This window comes from Candidatus Thioglobus sp., from assembly GCF_029243085.1.
In the GTDB taxonomy this organism is placed as follows: domain Bacteria; phylum Pseudomonadota; class Gammaproteobacteria; order PS1; family Pseudothioglobaceae; genus Thioglobus_A.
Genome location: NZ_JAQWSS010000115.1, coordinates 23,025 through 39,840, shown reverse-complemented (window position 1 = coordinate 39,840; position 16,816 = coordinate 23,025). Strand labels below are relative to the sequence as shown.

Genomic DNA, 16,816 nt, shown 5'->3' with positions numbered 1-16,816 from the left:
CAATAAAGGCTTAGGTTATTTTAAGTTTTAATAGTTCATTATTGAGTTGCTGTTCGGTTAGTTGGTCAAAATCATTTAAAGTAGAAGTGCTTAGTCCGCCACATGCTTCATACCAGGCGTAGCCTGAAGTCCAGTCGGCATGTTGGTAATCGTCTTGTCTTTGACGCACAATACACAAAATAGCCTGATCACGATAGATTAAATGGTAGGGTTGGTTGTCACGATGTAGACTTTCAATAAACTCCCAAGCATCACCAACCGAATTAAACCAATGATTAACCAAGGGATACTTTTCGTTGTTTTCGATAGGCAATGGTGTCTCTCTAACAAAGCACTGTAAATGAAAATGATTAACCGAAGCGTAAGCGCCATAAGAATTGTAAGCCAAAGTAAAGCCCTTAATATTTAAACCAACACTATTAGCCATCATCCAGGCAAACTGATGAAGTTCTGGTGTAAGTAGTTGTGGGTGTTGTTTTTCCGGTTCAACGACAACTAGTCCATGTAGTTTAGCAAAGGGAAATTTATTATAAAAAAGAGCAATATTTTTAGCGAAAAAATTACCTTTCCAGAAGATTTCTGTTTGTAAAAAAGACTTGTTAAAGTTAAAACCATCGACGTCAAAATCTAAACTCATTCCAGTGGTTTTTGCCTTAGACATTCTTTGTGGGCGCAATGCACGCAGTGGATTATATTGCAGTTCAAAGCCGCCTAGCGTTTTATATTTGGTAATCTCAAGATTATTTAGATCTAAATCAAGTAATTGATTAAACACCGCTACATCATCTTCAGATCCGGCAATATCACCTGCTTTTAACTGCTCAAACTTAGTGATTAAGGTAGGTTTAAATTGACGCCACAATTTTTCATCAGCGAGCGTATTGGCTAACACCAAGATGAAAACACCCAACTCATCATGCTCTAGCATTGATTCTAATCCTTTTGAAAACGCTTGTTCGAATGATTTTTGTTCAGTAAAAATAGGATTTAACATAGAAAAGTACCTTAAAAAATTAACAAATATTCAAAATGTCATAAAAAATGCGGCTTGTAAGCCGCATTTAATATTTTACTAAAGCTTGAATCTAGTATTTATAAGATTCTGGCTTAAATGGTCCTTCTTTAGGCACATTGATGTAGTCAGCTTGCTTGTCAGTTAAAGTGGTTAATACACCGCCAAAACCACTTACCATGCCTGCCGCCACTTCTTCATCAAGCTTTTTAGGTAGAACTTCAACGTAGATATCACCACCATTGTCAGCAAATTTTTCGTCAAATAAATGCATTTGTGCCAATACTTGGTTGGCAAATGAACCGTCCATAATACGGCTCGGATGTCCTGTTGCATTACCCAAATTAACCAAACGACCCTCAGATAATAGAATTAAGTAATCATTTTTATCGTCACTTCTAAATACACGATGCACCTGAGGCTTAACCTCATCCCAGCGCCAATTGTCACGCATATATTGAGTGTCAATTTCATTATCGAAATGACCAATATTGCAAACTACCGAACCTGATTTAATGCTTTGCAACATGGCGCTGTCACAAACATTCATATTACCCGTAGTGGTCACAATTAGATCGGTGGCTGACAATAATTCTTGATTAATGCCGTCAACTGTTCCGGTATTTATGCCGTTGTTGTAAGGAGAGACAATTTCAAAGCCATCCATACAAGCTTGCATCGCACAGATTGGATCAATTTCAGAAATTTTAACAATCATGCCTTCTTGACGAAGTGACTGTGCTGAACCTTTGCCCACATCACCATAACCAATGACCAAAGCTTTTTTGCCCGACATTAGCATGTCAGTACCACGTTTAATTGCATCATTTAGGGAATGACGACAACCGTATTTGTTATCATTTTTAGATTTAGTTACAGAGTCGTTCACGTTAATTGCAGGTACTTTTAAAGTGCCGGCTTCCATCATTTCTAATAAACGGTGAACACCCGTTGTGGTTTCTTCACTGATCCCGTGAATGTCATTTAACATTTCAGGATATTTGACATGCAACATTTCAGTAAGATCACCACCATCGTCAAGCACCATATTGGCATTCCAAGGCTTGCCATTGTCTAAAATAGTTTGTTCAATACACCATAAGAACTCTTCTTCAGTTTCACCCTTCCAGGCAAATGTTGGAATGTCTGCAGCTACCATTGCCGCAGCTGCATGATCTTGTGTTGAAAAGATATTACAACTAGACCAGCGCACTTGTGCGCCTAGGTCAACCAAAGTTTCCATGAGTACTGCAGTTTGAATGGTCATATGGATACAACCTAAGATGCGAGCGCCTTTTAGCGGTTGTTCGTTGCGATATTTGTCACGTAGTGTCATTAATGCTGGCATTTCAGCTTCAGCAAGCTCAACCTCTTTGCGGCCATAATCAGCCAAACCCATGTCAGCTACTTTGTAGTCGTTGTTATCCATTGTTAAATTACTCATTTTTTTCTCCTTAAAAAATTAAAAAATGAGCGTCGTTTTGAGTATTTTGATAGCCAAGCCTGATTGAAAACATGTTTCAACGCAACGCTCCTTGGCAGTTTGGCCATTATACCAAACTTGTAAAATTTAAATTTATTTCAATAAATGGGTGCGATCAGTCTTTTCCCAGCTAATAGCCTCTTCAGTGCGACCAAAGTGACCATAACTTGCTGTTTGTTGATAGATTGGGCGTTTAAGATCAAGCATGGCGATAAGACCTTTTGGGCGTAAGTCGAAATGTTCACGCACCAAAGTTTCAATTTCATCATTTGAAATCTTACCCGTGCCAAATGTTTCAACACTAATACTGGTTGGTTCAGCAACGCCAATAGCATAAGAAACCTGCACCTCACATCTGGCTGCTAATCCAGCAGCTACAATATTTTTTGCAACATAACGAGTGGCATAAGCAGCAGAACGATCTACTTTAGAAGGGTCTTTGCCTGAAAAGGCGCCACCACCATGACGGGCCATTCCACCATACGTATCTACAATAATTTTTCTGCCAGTTAGGCCGGCATCACCGACAGGGCCGCCAATAACAAAATTACCAGTTGGATTGATGTGTAGCTTGGTTGAATTAGTAATCCATTCATTTGGTAAAACAGGTTTGATAATCTCTTCTAATACTGCTTCGCGTAACTCATCTAACGAGACATCTTCATCATGCTGTGTAGACAGTACAACAGCATCAATACCCACAATTTTATGACCATCGTAGATACAAGATACTTGAGATTTAGCATCGGGACGTAACCATGCAAGTGCGCCATTTTTCATTAACTCAGCTTGTTTGGCAACCAAACGATGTGCGTATAAAACTGGTGCAGGCATATAAACATCAGTAGCATTACAAGCATAGCCAAACATTAAACCTTGATCGCCTGCACCTTGCTCATGATTTTCAAACTCATCAACACCCATGGCGATATCTTGTGATTGCTCACCCAATAGATTAATTAAATCGCAGGTATGACCATTAAAGCCATATTCATCTTTATCATAACCAATGCCAATAATGGTATCTCGTACAATTTGTTCATAATTGATGTTGGCACCTGTGGTGATTTCACCTGCTAACACCACATGGTTATCTTTAACTAAAGTTTCAACAGCAACACGTGAGTTTTTATCCTCAGTTAGGGCGGCATCTAAAATTGCATCAGAAATTTGATCGCAAACTTTATCAGGGTGTCCTGCAGACACTGATTCAGAAGTAAATATCATTTTTGTTCTCCTTGTGAACGTAAAAAAACCCTTTTCAAGAAGGGTTATCAATAAAGAAGAACACCTGCTTTAGCTTAATTTAACTACTCAAGGTAGTAACGCTAGCAATCGGGACAAATCAGCGTATTGTTAGAATTATAACAAAATTTTTTATAAAGTAAAGTTCACTCTAGACTAATCTTCAGGGCAATAGCACTTACAAATGGTGCACTCATCAGGCTAAGTATTAAAAACATTGCCAAGAAGTATAGCTGTCCGTCAATAGCGAGACCAAATTGAGCTTGAGATACAGCACTTGAGGCAAAAATTAGAATAGGGATGTAAAGTGGCAAAATTAATAGCGATAACAACATTCCTGAGTTTTTAACGCCAACAATCAATGAGGCGCCAATGCTACCAATAAGACTTAGACTGGGCGTGGCAAGTAAGAGGGTAATCATTAATACTTTGATACCCTCGCCATCCAAAAATAGAAAAATACCTAACAAGGGTGATAGTAATATAATAGGGATGCCAGTAAGTAACCAGTGTGCCGTTATTTTTGCCAAAATTAATAATGGCAGGGAGTGGTGCGAGGTAATCATTTGCTCCAAAACGCCATTCTCATAATCGTGATGAAATAGTGCGTTGAGCGATAGTAGTACGGCCAACATACTTGCCACCCAAATAATACCAGCAGCAATTTGTGAAAGTGTTGCGGCTTCTGGGCTAATTGCTAAAGGAAATAGCGCTACAGAAATAACAAAAAATAACAAGGGGTTAAGAATGCTAGAAGGATTGCGTAGGGCAACCCGTAAATCTCGACTTAACGTTTGCAAGTAGATATTCATAAGGCTAATATTCGTTGATTGGCGAGAGCTGAATCTTGATGTGTAGTAAATAAGCACAAACCGCCATTGTCACAGTGTTGAGAGATTCTCTGCTCCACAATCTTAACACCTGCTGGATCAAGTGCGGTAAAGGGTTCGTCAAGTAGCCATATTTTAGCTTTTGAGACAAATAGACCGGCTAGAATGACTCGACGTTTTTGCCCTGCAGACAGATTGATACAATATTCATCTTCATAACCTATTAGTCCAATAGCTTCTAAAGCTTGAATAAGTTGTTGCTGTTTAGTAGTTTTATTCAGGTTACTTAAATATTCAAGATTTTCAAGACTGCTAAGTTCGCCACTTAATGCAGCTTGATGGCCCAGATAAAAAATATCACTTTGATATTCATCAGATTTAACTAAGTGCTGATTCCACTTAACCCCACCTTGTTCAATTGCACTAACACCTGCCAATATTTTTAATAGTGACGTTTTTCCACTACCGTTAGCACCTGTAATGCGTAACACTTCTCCACCCCTTACCTGAAAAGAAAGATTATTAAAAAGTTGGTTGTAGCCTCTTTGACAACTTAGGTTGTTAACAACAAGTGATGACACGATTAATAAGGTCCTACCAGAATTTGTACCAAGGTTTTTCAGCCTCTTTTGCTGCTTTATCAGCTGCTTCTATGACAGCTTTTTCATTAGCCTTTTTCTGCTGTTCAAGTTGCTCTTGAGCAAGCTTATTTGCTTGTATTTTTTTTAATTCAGCGGCAGCTTTGATTGCATTTTGACGATCTATTTCTCGTTGTTGAGCTTGTTCTAGATCAAGCTTTTTTTTTAAAGCGGCAGCTTGTGCTTTTTGTATGGCTAGCTTCTCCTCTGCAATACGTTTCTCTTCAGCCGCTTTGGCTTGTGCTGCAGCGAGTTTTTGAGCTTTAATTTTGGCTTGTTTAAGCGCCTCTTCAGCTGCTTTTTCATCGGCAATACGTTTTTCTTCTAATGCTTTTTCAGTATCAGAAAGATCTGGCAAGCTTTCAATGCCAATAGTGTCTATCTTGGATAATTGACTGTTACTAAAACTCAGTATTAAGCGGTAATGAATATCATCTTTTTCGTGTCGCGTTGAATGATTAATGTAATGCCATTGATTACTGTGAAATGGATCAATAATACTAGGAGAGCCAATTAAGTCTTGCACTTGAATTTGAGACATGCCAACTTTTAGTTGATTGATTGTAAATCTATCTAAAACCGAGCCTTGTTCAATATCATCTTTATAGGGAGTAGGTAGTGACATATCTGGAACCATATCAGACATAGTAGGTAGGTCTGGTAGCGTTGGCATAGAAGGTGTACAGGCAGATAAAAACGGCAATGAAAATGAGAATGCAATTAAAGTTAGTTTATTCATTTGTAATTAATTGATTAAAATAGTTAGGAATTATTTAATTGATTTTACCTCAAGGATGCGAATATGGACGCTCAAGATTTAAAAACGGCAGGACTTAAGGTAACGCTACCTAGGCTTAAAATTTTAGAAATTTTAGAGAAAAGTGAAAATCATCATATGAGTGCCGAAGATATCTATCGAACGCTAGTGATGCAAGGAGAGGAAGTGGGTGTTGCTACTATTTATCGAGTACTAACTCAATTTGAAGAAGCGGGTATGATAAACAAATTGAATTTTGACAATGGTCAAAGCATGTATGAGCTATCAAATGCTGAACATCATGATCATTTATTATGTATTAAATGTGGGAAGATTGATGAATTTAGTGATGAAGTTATTGAGCAACATCAACATGATATTGCTACTAAACACGGATTTAAATTAACTGATCATTGTCTATATTTGTATGGATTGTGTCAGGATTGTCAGTAATTCTATAATTTAAGCCATGGAAGATTTTATTCTAAGGGCGCTTATCGGAGCGCTAGGCATTTCTATTATTGCTGGTTCGCTCGGCTGTTTCGTGATTTGGAAGCGCATGAGTTATTTCTCCGAGTCTATTTCTCATTCTGCTTTATTGGGTGTTTCTCTTGGACTTGCTAGTGGTCTTGGTATTCACATAGGTTTGGTTGTTACTGGCGTGATTTTTGCTAGTTTAATTGTTGTTTTGCAACAAAAACAGATTTTATCCAATGATGCTATTTTAGGGATATTTTCCCACCTTGCATTATCACTTGGTATTGTTGTTCTTAGTGTTGTAGGTGGCTCCAATACAGACTATTTTTCAGTGTTATTTGGCGATATCTTATCTATTACCAATCAAGATATTGTGTGGATTTATGCGATTTTGGTTGTGATTGTTGGGTTGCTAGTTATATTCTGGCAAAGATTGTTGCTACTAACACTTAATGAAGAATTAGCTGTTTCTCAAGGGCTTAATCGAACTGCTTATCAACTATTGTTTATGTTGATGATTGCGCTTGCAGTTTCTGTTTCTGTTCAAATTGTTGGCGTGTTATTAATTACGTCATTGTTGATTATCCCGCCAGCAGTTGCAAGAATGTTTGCACACACGCCACACACTATGGCTCTTCAATCAATTGCCATATCAATTGTGGCTGTATTTTTGGGATTGAGCGCTTCTATGCTTTATGATTTAGCAACGGGACCAATGATAGTTATTGCACTAGGTGCTCTATTTATAGTTTCTCAACTATTACCAAAAAGACTAAATTAGTGCGTCGTTCAACTCAGTCAACTGATTGGTTTGCTGTTCTACAATCAATGGTTCAATAATAGACTCTAGATCACCTTCCATTATTTCTGCTAATTTGTATAGTGTTAGATTAATTCTATGGTCAGTGATTCGCCCTTGAGGGTAGTTATAAGTGCGAATACGTTGTGATCGATCGCCACTACCAACTAGCTCTTTACGCTGAGAAGCTTGCTCCTTTTGCTGAACCTGTTGTTGTGCATCTAAAATTCTAGAAGCTAAAACAGACATGGCCTGCGCTTTATTTTTATGTTGAGAGCGACCATCTTGACACTCAACCACAGTACCAGTAGGTATGTGGGTTACACGAACTGCCGAGTCGGTTTTATTCACGTGCTGACCACCTGCACCACTAGCTCTAAATGTATCTACACGTACATCACTCATATTAATATTAACTTCTTCAATATTTTCAACTTCTGGCATGATGGCAACTGTACAAGCAGAGGTATGGACGCGACCCTGGCTTTCAGTGTCAGGGACGCGTTGCACACGATGAGCACCCGATTCAAATTTTAACTTTGAATAAACATCAACACCGCTAATACGTGCAATGATTTCTTTATAGCCGCCATGATCTCCCGTATTGGAACTCATGATTTCAATTTGCCATTTTAGTTTTTCACAGTAACGCGAGTACATTCTAAAAAGATCACCCGAGAAGATAGAGGCCTCATCACCACCAGTACCTGCACGTATTTCAACAATAATATTACGAGAATCATTTGGATCTTTAGGGAGTAAGGATTTTTTAAGCTCTAAATCAAGACGCTCTAAACTATCTTTAGCTTCATTAATTTCATCCTTGGCCATCGCTTTGATTTCAGCATCATCTTCCTCAAGCATTAATTTTGCATCTTCAAGATTTTGCTCAGTTGACAAGTATTCTTGATACTGCTCGTTGACCGGAGTTAGTTGTGAATGCTCAATAGATAATTCTCTAAATTTTTTAGCATCGCTAGCAATTTCTGGGTCGCTGAGCATGGCGCCAACTTCTTCTAAGCGCATGGACATTTGTTCTAATTTGGCAAGAATTGATTCGTTCATTATTTTTTAATATTAGGAATACAACCTTCACATTGGGCTATATTTTCATGGGAAGTTTGTTTAATGTTGTTAAAGGTGGTATGAAGGATTTTATTAGTAAGCTGGTCAGCAAGTTTTTTAATAATTTGCTCGCTGTCGCCGCCATTTTTAAGGCGTCTTAAGGCATCCAGCACGATATCATCCTTAATTTGATTGGCACTCATTCGGTAACTTTGAACTAGTTGCTCGTTAGGCAGTACCGATAACCATTTGTTAAAAACTTGAGCTTGTTTAATAATAATTTCTTGTGCCAAGACTTTTTCTTTTTCACGAGAATCGACATTATCACTAACCACCTGCTCTAAATCATCAATGGTATAAAGATATACATCATCTAATTGTCCAACTTCTGGCTCAATATCACGCGGAATGGCGATATCAAGCATAAACACAGGTTTATGTTTACGTTGTTTAAGCGCGCTTTCAATAAGACCTTTACCAATAATAGGTACAGAAGCGGCAGTAGATGAAATAATAATATCTGCTTGATGAATAATTGTAGAGAACTGTTTTAAGCTAACTGATTGAGCATTATATTGATTAGCAATTTTTTCTGCATTTTCAATCGTTCTGTTGGCAACAATCATATTTTGTACGCCTTTTTGATTAAGATGTTGAGCGCATAGTTCAATCATCTCTCCTGCACCAATTAATAGAACAGTTTGTTCTGACAAGTCAGTAAAAATTTTCTCGCTTAGTTTCACAGCGCAATAAGCAATTGAAACTGGTGATGAGCCAATTTGGGTGTCAGTACGAACTTTTTTAGCAGTAGAAAAAGCGTGTTGAAACAATTTCTCTAATTTTTTATCAAGGGTTTGTGATTGTTTGGCAGCATGATAGGCATCTTTTAATTGACCTAGAATTTGTGGCTCACCTAAAACCAAAGAATCAAGTCCACAAGCAACATTGCAAATATGATCTAGTGCTGAATCATTTTCGAAATAAACCAAATAAGGATCGATCTCTTCTCTAGAAATTTGATGCGTCTGAGATAAATAGTTACTGAGAATTTCACGAGAATTTTCATCTTCAATAACAGCATAAATTTCAGATCGATTGCAAGTAGATAAAATTACACAAGCCTCAACACCTGCTACGGAATTAAGTTTTTTTAGTTCGTCAGCTAGTTGATTGGGCGCAAAAGCAACACGCTCACGCACCGCAACTGGAGCTTGTGCGTGATTAACACTTAAAATAGCAATGCGTGACATAAACCCAAATAATAATGACAAATAAGCGCCTAATTATACCTAAGTAGTAATTTTTAGGTATTTGCTAAACACCTGTCAATGTTAGAATATATCGGCTTATGAAATTACTGATCACATTGTTTGTTTTGCTATTATTGCAAAGTTGCACAACCCAAGATTCTCGTCAACAGCTGGTTATTAAGCCTGGAAATATTCCTACTGTATGGCAAGCTAAAGGTAGGTTAGGTGTGGTCCATGATAATAAGATGCAAAATTTAGGTTTTGTGGCTAATTTCAAAGATCAGAATTTTAATTTAACACTGACTAGCGCTTTGGGGATGGGCGAGGTTAATATTGTTTCTAGCATTCAAGGGTTGCAGATTAATGGCAATACATTAAAGCTTAATTTACATCAATGGATGAAGCGAACTTTAGGATGGCATTTTCCCTTAGATAAATTACCTGCAATTGTGTTCAAACATCAATTGGATGTAGGTAGTGATTGGCAAATTGAAATTACTAAACTTAAGTCTTTTAAAGAAATGAGCGTTGCCAAAATAATCAAATTAAATCACAAGAGCAAGCCAATTAGAATCAAATTCTTGTTACAAGAAATTACTGCGACACAAGTAAAGCTCGCAAGTTAAAATAACTGAAAAATTCATTAAATTAGCATGATAGAAGAAGATTCTTTAGTAGGTGGACAAGACCATGGTGGCGAAGATATTGTTATGACATCTGTGCGTCCAGATAGTTTATCTGAGTATATTGGCCAAGACGATGTTAAATCTCAAATGTCGTTATTTATTGAAGCTGCCAAAAAACGTCAAGATGCACTTGATCATTGTTTAATTTACGGACCTCCTGGCCTTGGTAAAACAACATTAGCCAATGTGATTGCCAATCAAATGGGTGCTGGTTTCAAACAAACTTCAGGGCCAGTATTAGAACGATCAGGTGATTTAGCAGCAATTTTAACTAAATTAGAGCCTTATGATGTCTTGTTTATTGATGAGATTCATCGTCTTAATCCTGTGGTTGAGGAAATATTGTATCCGGCTTTGGAAGATTTTAAATTGGACATTATGGTGGGTGAAGGGGTGGCTGCACACTCGGTACAGCTGGAATTGCCACCATTTACACTTATTGGGGCAACTACGCGCGCTGGCATGCTAACTTCTCCACTACGTGATCGATTTGGTATTGTTCAACGTTTAGAATTTTATAACAACGAAGATTTACAAGTAATTGTAGAGCGTTCTGCCAAAATTTTAGGTATTGAAATTGAATCAAATGGCGCTTATGAAATTGCCAGGCGATCTCGCGGTACGCCACGAATTGCCAATCGATTGTTGCGCCGTGTCCGAGATTTTGCCGATGTAAAAACCAATGGCATTATTCATGAGCAAATCGCCAATGAGGCGCTTACCACGCTGAAAGTTGATAATGTGGGTTTAGAGCAGCTTGATCGTGATTATTTGTTAATTATGACTAATAAATTTTCAGGCGGTCCTGTTGGCTTGGATACTTTGGCAACCGCAATTGGTGAGGAGCGTGGCACCTTAGAAGATATGGTTGAGCCGTATTTAATCCAACAAGGATTTATTCATCGAACGCCTCGTGGGCGAAGTGCCACTAATTTAACTTATCGACATTTGGGTTTGCCAACCCCTGAAAAACACCAAGATTTGTTTAATGACTAAGTTAAAGGTTAGAGTTTATTACGAAGATACTGATAGTGGTGGCGTAGTTTATTATGCTAATTATTTAAAATTTATTGAACGTGGTCGTAGTGAGTTTTTACGTGACCTAGGCTTTGAACAAGATTCGCTTACCCAACATCAAAATATTATTTTTGCGGTCAGATCTATTCAGGCGGACTATCTATTACCGGCACGGTTTAATGATTTGCTTAGCGTTCATACTGAAGTAATAAAAACTCGCCATGCGAGCTTGATTTTTTCACAGAAAATAAAGGATCTTAAGCAAAATAAGGTATTATTTAAGGCACAAATCACCGTTGCTTGTTTAGATGCACAGAATTTTAAACCATGTGCCATCCCAAGTAACATTCTGGAGAAAATAAATGGATAGCAGTTTATCAATTTTTAGCTTAATTATCAGCGCAGGTTTTGTTGTGCAATTAGTCATGTTTGTACTTGTACTTATGAGCATCTACTCTTGGACGATTATTATGTCTAAGAAAAAAACCTTAATGAATGCTAACAAGGATATTGAGCACTTTCATAATAAATTTTTAGTGGATACGGATCTTGCTTTGTTGCATGGACAAATACCTGAACAAGTGTCTAATCGTTCGGCAATGGAGCATATTTTTGGTGCTGGTTATGGTGAATTTACACACTCCACATCAGCCTCTAATCAAGCTTTAGTATTAAATTCAGAGCGTGCGTATCGTTCAATGAATACTGCAGTTAATAAGGAAGTTGATGATCTTGATCACGGGCTTAGTGTGCTTGCAATGATTGCCTCTTCAAGTCCTTATATTGGTTTATTTGGCACCGTTTGGGGCATCATGCACTCTTTTATTGGGCTCGCGTCAGTTAAACAGGCGACTATTTCAATTGTGGCGCCAGGTATTGCTGAAGCGTTGATTGCCACTGCATTTGGTTTGTTTGCTGCAATACCAGCGACTATTGCCTATAATCGCTTAATTACTCAAGTTGGTGAAATTAATAATAAATACACCTCGTTTGTCGAGGAATTATTTGTTACTTTCCAAAGGCAAAAATAACCCTAAATTATGATTGAATTACCGCAACGTCATAGACCTAAGGTTGATGCACACATTAATATTGTTCCCTATATTGATGTAATGTTGGTGTTATTGGTTATTTTCATGATGACCACACCAATTATTGAGCAAGGTATTGAGGTAGATTTACCAACAGCAGATGCAAAAATGGTGGATTTCACCGAACAACAGCCAACTATTGTGACAATTAATAAAGAAGGTGAGTATTTTATTAATTCACTTAATGAAGATAATTCAGATGTTGCTAAAGGCGAAAAACTACCATTGGGTATTGTTGCTGCAAGAGTTAGTGCTAGGTTAGAAATTTATCCTAGTATGAAGGTATTTGTGCGTGGTGATGCGAATGTTGCTTATGGCGTGGTTGTTTCTTTAATGTCTTTCTTGCAGAAAAATGGGATTGAAAAAGTAGGTATTGTGACAGAGTCGGATAATACTAAATGATGAAACCTGACTTAATTAAAAATATAAAGTTACCTCGTATTGCTAAAAAACATCCTGTAGCCTTTTGGACGGCGATCGCTCTCCATGTTGTTTTAGTGATCGGCCTGTTGTTTTCTAATGTACAGCGTTGGGAAATTCCTAAACAACCGCCAAAGACATCATCTAGCGCTATGCCTAAAGCAGTTACTATCGACTTAACTGAGATAAAAAAAGAAAAACAGCGATTAATTGACATTCAGCAAAAGCGTGAAAAGCGTTTGGCTGAACTTAAGCGTGCTGAAAAGCGTGTTGAAAACGAGCGCTATAAAGAACAACAACGTCTAAAAAAATTAAAAGCCAAGGTTAAGAAAGAAAACCAGGCTAAAGCGGAAGCAGAAAAAAATAGAAAAGCGGCAGAACAAAAAATCAAGCAAGCATTAAAGAAAAAGAAACTTGCAGAAAAAAAAGCACGTGAAGCAGAAAAAAAAGCTAAGGTAGCCGAACAAGAAAAACAAAAAATAGAAAAGCTTAGAAATATAGAGGCTAATAAATTCGAAAAAGAACAGGACAATCGCGCCCTTAAGAAAGAGATTCAAGCTGAAGAAGATCAAGAGAGAGAAATCGCTTTAGAAGATAACTTGAATAAACTTAAAGTTAGCTACATGAATCGCATTCAATCAAAAGTAAGAGATAAATGGCGATACAATAAAGGCATTCCAGACCATTGGGGATGTGATGTCCACATATTGCAAGATTTGCATGGCAAAGTACAAAGTGTCAATATACAATCTTGTAATATTGATAACAACGTAAAAGCTAAAGCGTTTAAAGATGCTATTGAGCGAGCAGTTTACAAAGCATCACCACTGCCACAAGCGCCTGATAAAAGTGTTTTTGATCGTGAAATATTATTTCATTTCAGGATAAATTAATGGATATTATCAATTTAAATAATGAAGAGCAAGCACAACTAACTTTTCAATTGACTCAAATTTTAGAGAATTGGAAGCTAGAAGATGGCGATCAATTGAACATTTTAGGATTGGAAGATACAATCAAACCAAGACATTTGTACATGTATCGTCGGGGCGATAAATCCTTTGTTTTTGATGATAACATGGTAAAGCGTACAAAGATGATTCTTGGTATTAATGAGTCTTTAGGTACAACCTTTCCAACCAATAAAGAATATGCTAGTGTATGGCTTAAGCGTAATGTTAAAAAGTTTAAGCATAAAACACCATTAGAGTTAATGCTTAGTGGCGATACCGGTATGAATCGAGTTTGGCATTTTCTAGATTGCACCCAAGGATGGAGAAGTTGAATAACATTGAGGTTATTACTCAGACTGAAGCCTTGTATACCTTAAAGGTTTTAACTAACAATACCGATGTCTTGGTGGATGAAATCAATTCATTGCTTTGTAGTAATAAGGCTCAATTTCAACATGCACCCGTTATTTTGGAAATTGATAATAAGCATTTTCAAGCTAATGAGTTAGCTGTTTTAATTGAAATATTGTCACAAAATGAAATGGTAGCGGTAGGAATTCGCTCTCGCAAGCAAGAGTTAATTGATTTTGCCAAGTTTTCTGGTTTGGCGGTTTTTGGTAAGTCTTTGTCAACAGGAAGCAAGGCTAAAATAAAAGTGCAGAAAGTTGAACAACCTGTGATAAATACCCCTAACCCGCACCAAGATAAAGCTTACCAGGCGCCGAAAATTGTGGCTAACAAAGTTTATTCATTCCAACAAGTGGTGTCACATGACAGAGATTTAGTTTTATTGTCAAAGGTAAAATCAGGTGCTGACATCATGTCATTTGGCTCTATTTCGGCCTATAAAGAGGTTCAGGGTAATTTATTTGCTGGAATCCAGGGTGATGAAAAAGCCACAATCTTTGTACAGTCGTTTAATGTGGAATTGGTTTCGATTGCTGGCGTTTACAAAAAATTTGACGTAGTGCCAACTAAATTATATGCGCGTTCCGTTATGATCGATCTGGTAAATGGCCAGCTTCGTTTTCAGATTATATAAATTTATTATTATGACAACACAAGACTTTTTATTAGAACTCGGTACTGAAGAATTACCTCCTAAATTATTACCAAAATTATCAAAAGCATTAACTGATAACTTAATAACCGAATTAAAGACACTAAAACTTGATTTTTCAGCTGTTGAATCATTCGCAACACCGCGGCGTTTAGCGGTTTTGGTGCATAATTTACAATTACAGCAAGAAGATCAACTCATTGAGCGTAAAGGACCTGCAGTCAACGCACCAGATCAGGCAGTCGATGGTTTTGCAAAGTCGTGTGGCGTATCAAAATCTGAACTAGAACAAAAGACTTTAGGTAAAGCAACATATTATTTCTTTAGTAAAGAGCAAAAAGGGCTAGAAACAAAAAGCCTATTGCAACAAGTTGCCGATACAGCCATTAAAAATATTCCAATTGCTAAGCCTATGCGCTGGGGCAATTCTGATATGCAATTTGTACGTCCAACTCATTGGTTGGTAATGTTATTAGGCGATGAAATTGTGGATGCTAATATCATGGGTTTGACATCAAATAATATTACTCGTGGATTGCGTTTTACTGGAAAACAAGAATTTAGTATTCCACACGCAAAAGATTATCGTCAAGTAATGATGGATAAAGCGCAGATAGAGGTTGATTTTGAATTACGTAAAGAGAACATACGTCAGCAAGTAATACAAGTTGCTAATAACAATCATGCTACAGCTGTTATTGATGAGGCGCTTTTGTCTGAAGTATGTGCTTTGGTAGAGTATCCATGTGCATTTTCTGGTGGATTTAACAAATCATTTTTGGCAGTCCCTGAAGAAGCGTTAATTTCAGCAATGAAATCTCATCAGAAGTATTTCCACATGCTGGATGAGACAGGAGAATTACTGCCAAATTTTATATCTGTAGCAAATATTGAGTCTAGTGATATCTCAGTAATTGTAGATGGTAATGAGCGAGTTATACGTCCAAGACTGGCTGATTCTGAATTTTTTTGGGAACAGGATAAGCGTCAAACATTAGAATCTCATTTAGAAAAGCTTGATCGAGTGCTATTTATGAAATCACTCGGATCAATGGGTGATAAGGCTAAACGTATTGAAAAATTGTCAGGCGCTATTGCAGTCATGATTGATGCCAATGAGCAGGATTCAAAGCGTGCAGGATTATTATGTAAGACTGACTTAGTGACTGAAATGGTTGGTGAGTTTGCGGATCTACAAGGCGTTATGGGTGGCTACTATGCATTAAATGACGGTGAAAGCGCTGCTGTAGCTACAGCTATTAGTGAGCATTATCATCCAAGATTTGCCGGTGATACGTTGCCATCAACACCAGAAGGTTTGGTTGTTGCTATTGCAGATAAGCTTGACACAATTACAGGTATTTATGGAATAGGTCAAGGTCCTACAGGCTCTAAGGATCCTTATGCTTTGCGCAGGATGGCCCTCGGTTTGTTAAGAATAATGGTAGAAAGCAAATTAAATCTTAATCTTAAAGATTTGATTTCAGCATCATTAGCAGCACACTCAAACGAAGTAAATAGAGAGTGTGCATCTGCTATTTATAAGTTTATGATGGATCGTTTGCGTGCATACTATAAAGAACAAAAAATGAGCCTTAAGGCATTTGAAGCGGTATTTGCGGTTAAACCTGAATCTCCATTTGATTTTCATCTTCGTGTAGAAGCTTTAAATATATTTATTGCAGATGAAGCGTCAGTAAGTTTAATTGAGGCGAATAAGAGAATTGCCAACATGCTGAAAGATCATCAGCAATTATCAATCAACGTTGATCAGTCAGTGTTAATTGAGCCTGCTGAGAAAGCTTTATATGCGGCTACTAATACTGTGGCATCTGGCTTGGTAGAATCATCCGACTATATTGACAACATCAATCAGCTTATCTCGCTTAAAACGAGTATTGATACATTCTTTGATGAAGTCATGGTTAATGCAGATGACGTGCAACTTAAAACTGCGCGCTTGAGTTTGATTAATTGGGTAAGGTCGTTATTTTTGTCAGTAGCGGATGTATCTCACTTAAGCTAGCTTTACT

Annotated in this window: 19 protein-coding genes and 1 riboswitch; of the genes, 11 read left to right on the top strand and 8 right to left on the bottom strand. The window is 37.4% G+C overall.

Annotation, left to right across the window (positions count from 1 at the left end):
* Nucleotides 1–10 precede the first annotated feature (10 nt).
* From P8M52_RS06595 to P8M52_RS06570, 6 genes are all read right to left on the bottom strand, one after another.
* A complete protein-coding gene (locus tag P8M52_RS06595) occupies nt 11–994 on the bottom strand; it encodes a hypothetical protein (protein WP_300309067.1) in 984 nt (327 codons plus the stop codon).
* Nucleotides 995–1,085: 91 nt separating this feature from the next.
* Nucleotides 1,086–2,456, bottom strand: a complete 1,371-nt coding sequence (gene ahcY, locus P8M52_RS06590; protein ID WP_300309065.1) for an adenosylhomocysteinase — start codon at nt 2,454–2,456, stop codon at nt 1,086–1,088.
* Nucleotides 2,457–2,476: 20 nt separating this feature from the next.
* A riboswitch (S-adenosyl-L-homocysteine riboswitch) is annotated at nt 2,477–2,555 on the bottom strand.
* A gap of 33 nt (nt 2,556–2,588) precedes the next feature.
* Nucleotides 2,589–3,722 carry a methionine adenosyltransferase gene (metK, locus tag P8M52_RS06585; protein WP_300309064.1) on the bottom strand — a complete coding sequence of 378 codons (1,134 nt, stop codon included), beginning with the start codon at nt 3,720–3,722 and terminating at the stop codon, nt 2,589–2,591.
* Between the two features lie 164 nt (nt 3,723–3,886).
* Nucleotides 3,887–4,552 (bottom strand): heme exporter protein CcmB, encoded by a 666-nt coding sequence (gene ccmB / locus P8M52_RS06580; RefSeq protein ID WP_300309062.1) that lies wholly within the window; start codon nt 4,550–4,552, stop codon nt 3,887–3,889.
* A complete protein-coding gene (gene ccmA / locus P8M52_RS06575; protein ID WP_300309060.1) occupies nt 4,549–5,151 on the bottom strand; it encodes a cytochrome c biogenesis heme-transporting ATPase CcmA in 603 nt (200 codons plus the stop codon). Before ccmA ends, ccmB begins: the two co-directional genes overlap by 4 nt.
* A gap of 13 nt (nt 5,152–5,164) precedes the next feature.
* Nucleotides 5,165–5,947: an outer membrane protein assembly factor BamE gene (locus tag P8M52_RS06570; RefSeq protein WP_300309058.1), complete on the bottom strand. Its 783-nt coding sequence runs from the start codon at nt 5,945–5,947 to the stop codon at nt 5,165–5,167.
* Between the two features lie 63 nt (nt 5,948–6,010).
* Here P8M52_RS06570 and fur point away from each other — a divergent pair, with 63 nt between their 5' ends.
* Nucleotides 6,011–6,418, top strand: a complete 408-nt coding sequence (fur, locus tag P8M52_RS06565; protein ID WP_300309056.1) for a ferric iron uptake transcriptional regulator — start codon at nt 6,011–6,013, stop codon at nt 6,416–6,418.
* A 16-nt stretch (nt 6,419–6,434) separates the two neighbouring features.
* On the top strand, nt 6,435–7,223 hold the full coding sequence (locus P8M52_RS06560) for a metal ABC transporter permease (protein ID WP_300309054.1): 789 nt from the start codon (nt 6,435–6,437) through the stop codon (nt 7,221–7,223).
* Here the strand turns inward: P8M52_RS06560 and prfA are convergent.
* Together prfA and hemA are read right to left on the bottom strand one after the other, a co-directional pair.
* Nucleotides 7,215–8,306: a peptide chain release factor 1 gene (prfA, locus tag P8M52_RS06555; RefSeq protein WP_300309052.1), complete on the bottom strand. Its 1,092-nt coding sequence runs from the start codon at nt 8,304–8,306 to the stop codon at nt 7,215–7,217. The two genes, P8M52_RS06560 and prfA, sit on opposite strands and share 9 nt — an antisense overlap.
* Nucleotides 8,306–9,577: a glutamyl-tRNA reductase gene (gene hemA / locus P8M52_RS06550; RefSeq protein ID WP_300309050.1), complete on the bottom strand. Its 1,272-nt coding sequence runs from the start codon at nt 9,575–9,577 to the stop codon at nt 8,306–8,308. The genes prfA and hemA overlap by 1 nt, the downstream gene beginning before the upstream one ends.
* 77 nt (nt 9,578–9,654) lie before the next feature.
* Between hemA and P8M52_RS06545 the strand changes: the two genes are divergently transcribed.
* From P8M52_RS06545 to glyS, 9 genes are read left to right on the top strand one after another with little or no spacing between them, the layout of a single operon-like run.
* Nucleotides 9,655–10,182 (top strand): lipoprotein insertase outer membrane protein LolB, encoded by a 528-nt coding sequence (locus P8M52_RS06545; RefSeq protein ID WP_300309048.1) that lies wholly within the window; start codon nt 9,655–9,657, stop codon nt 10,180–10,182.
* A gap of 27 nt (nt 10,183–10,209) precedes the next feature.
* Nucleotides 10,210–11,238 (top strand): Holliday junction branch migration DNA helicase RuvB, encoded by a 1,029-nt coding sequence (ruvB, locus tag P8M52_RS06540; protein ID WP_300309046.1) that lies wholly within the window; start codon nt 10,210–10,212, stop codon nt 11,236–11,238.
* Nucleotides 11,231–11,629: a tol-pal system-associated acyl-CoA thioesterase gene (gene ybgC, locus P8M52_RS06535; protein WP_300309044.1), complete on the top strand. Its 399-nt coding sequence runs from the start codon at nt 11,231–11,233 to the stop codon at nt 11,627–11,629. Before ruvB ends, ybgC begins: the two co-directional genes overlap by 8 nt.
* Complete coding sequence (gene tolQ, locus P8M52_RS06530) at nt 11,622–12,290, top strand: protein TolQ (protein WP_300309042.1); 669 nt, start codon at nt 11,622–11,624, stop codon at nt 12,288–12,290. The genes ybgC and tolQ overlap by 8 nt, the downstream gene beginning before the upstream one ends.
* Before the next feature lie 9 nt (nt 12,291–12,299).
* A complete protein-coding gene (gene tolR / locus P8M52_RS06525) occupies nt 12,300–12,752 on the top strand; it encodes a protein TolR (RefSeq protein ID WP_300309040.1) in 453 nt (150 codons plus the stop codon).
* Nucleotides 12,749–13,663: a cell envelope integrity protein TolA gene (locus P8M52_RS06520; protein ID WP_300309038.1), complete on the top strand. Its 915-nt coding sequence runs from the start codon at nt 12,749–12,751 to the stop codon at nt 13,661–13,663. The genes tolR and P8M52_RS06520 overlap by 4 nt, the downstream gene beginning before the upstream one ends.
* Nucleotides 13,663–14,055, top strand: a complete 393-nt coding sequence (locus tag P8M52_RS06515) for an antitoxin Xre/MbcA/ParS toxin-binding domain-containing protein (RefSeq protein ID WP_300309036.1) — start codon at nt 13,663–13,665, stop codon at nt 14,053–14,055. Before P8M52_RS06520 ends, P8M52_RS06515 begins: the two co-directional genes overlap by 1 nt.
* Complete coding sequence (minC, locus tag P8M52_RS06510; protein ID WP_300309034.1) at nt 14,052–14,765, top strand: septum site-determining protein MinC; 714 nt, start codon at nt 14,052–14,054, stop codon at nt 14,763–14,765. The genes P8M52_RS06515 and minC overlap by 4 nt, the downstream gene beginning before the upstream one ends.
* A 10-nt stretch (nt 14,766–14,775) precedes the next feature.
* Nucleotides 14,776–16,809, top strand: coding sequence for a glycine--tRNA ligase subunit beta (gene glyS / locus P8M52_RS06505; RefSeq protein WP_300309032.1), 2,034 nt, complete (start codon nt 14,776–14,778; stop codon nt 16,807–16,809).
* Nucleotides 16,810–16,816: the final 7 nt, after the last annotated feature.

Bases quoted from the DNA above. Each gene is read 5' to 3' on its own strand.
- tolQ (WP_300309042.1), top strand. From the start codon at position 11,622: ATGGATAGCAGTTTATCAATTTTTAGCTTAATTATCAGCGCAGGTTTT.
- P8M52_RS06570 (WP_300309058.1), bottom strand. From the start codon at position 5,947: ATGAATAAACTAACTTTAATTGCATTCTCATTTTCATTGCCGTTTTTA.
- ruvB (WP_300309046.1), top strand. From the start codon at position 10,210: ATGATAGAAGAAGATTCTTTAGTAGGTGGACAAGACCATGGTGGCGAA.
- tolR (WP_300309040.1), top strand. From the start codon at position 12,300: ATGATTGAATTACCGCAACGTCATAGACCTAAGGTTGATGCACACATT.
- P8M52_RS06595 (WP_300309067.1), bottom strand. From the start codon at position 994: ATGTTAAATCCTATTTTTACTGAACAAAAATCATTCGAACAAGCGTTT.
- ybgC (WP_300309044.1), top strand. From the start codon at position 11,231: ATGACTAAGTTAAAGGTTAGAGTTTATTACGAAGATACTGATAGTGGT.
- P8M52_RS06515 (WP_300309036.1), top strand. From the start codon at position 13,663: ATGGATATTATCAATTTAAATAATGAAGAGCAAGCACAACTAACTTTT.
- glyS (WP_300309032.1), top strand. From the start codon at position 14,776: ATGACAACACAAGACTTTTTATTAGAACTCGGTACTGAAGAATTACCT.
- prfA (WP_300309052.1), bottom strand. From the start codon at position 8,306: ATGAACGAATCAATTCTTGCCAAATTAGAACAAATGTCCATGCGCTTA.
- ccmB (WP_300309062.1), bottom strand. From the start codon at position 4,552: ATGAATATCTACTTGCAAACGTTAAGTCGAGATTTACGGGTTGCCCTA.
- P8M52_RS06545 (WP_300309048.1), top strand. From the start codon at position 9,655: ATGAAATTACTGATCACATTGTTTGTTTTGCTATTATTGCAAAGTTGC.
- P8M52_RS06560 (WP_300309054.1), top strand. From the start codon at position 6,435: ATGGAAGATTTTATTCTAAGGGCGCTTATCGGAGCGCTAGGCATTTCT.
- fur (WP_300309056.1), top strand. From the start codon at position 6,011: ATGGACGCTCAAGATTTAAAAACGGCAGGACTTAAGGTAACGCTACCT.
- P8M52_RS06520 (WP_300309038.1), top strand. From the start codon at position 12,749: ATGATGAAACCTGACTTAATTAAAAATATAAAGTTACCTCGTATTGCT.
- metK (WP_300309064.1), bottom strand. From the start codon at position 3,722: ATGATATTTACTTCTGAATCAGTGTCTGCAGGACACCCTGATAAAGTT.
- ahcY (WP_300309065.1), bottom strand. From the start codon at position 2,456: ATGAGTAATTTAACAATGGATAACAACGACTACAAAGTAGCTGACATG.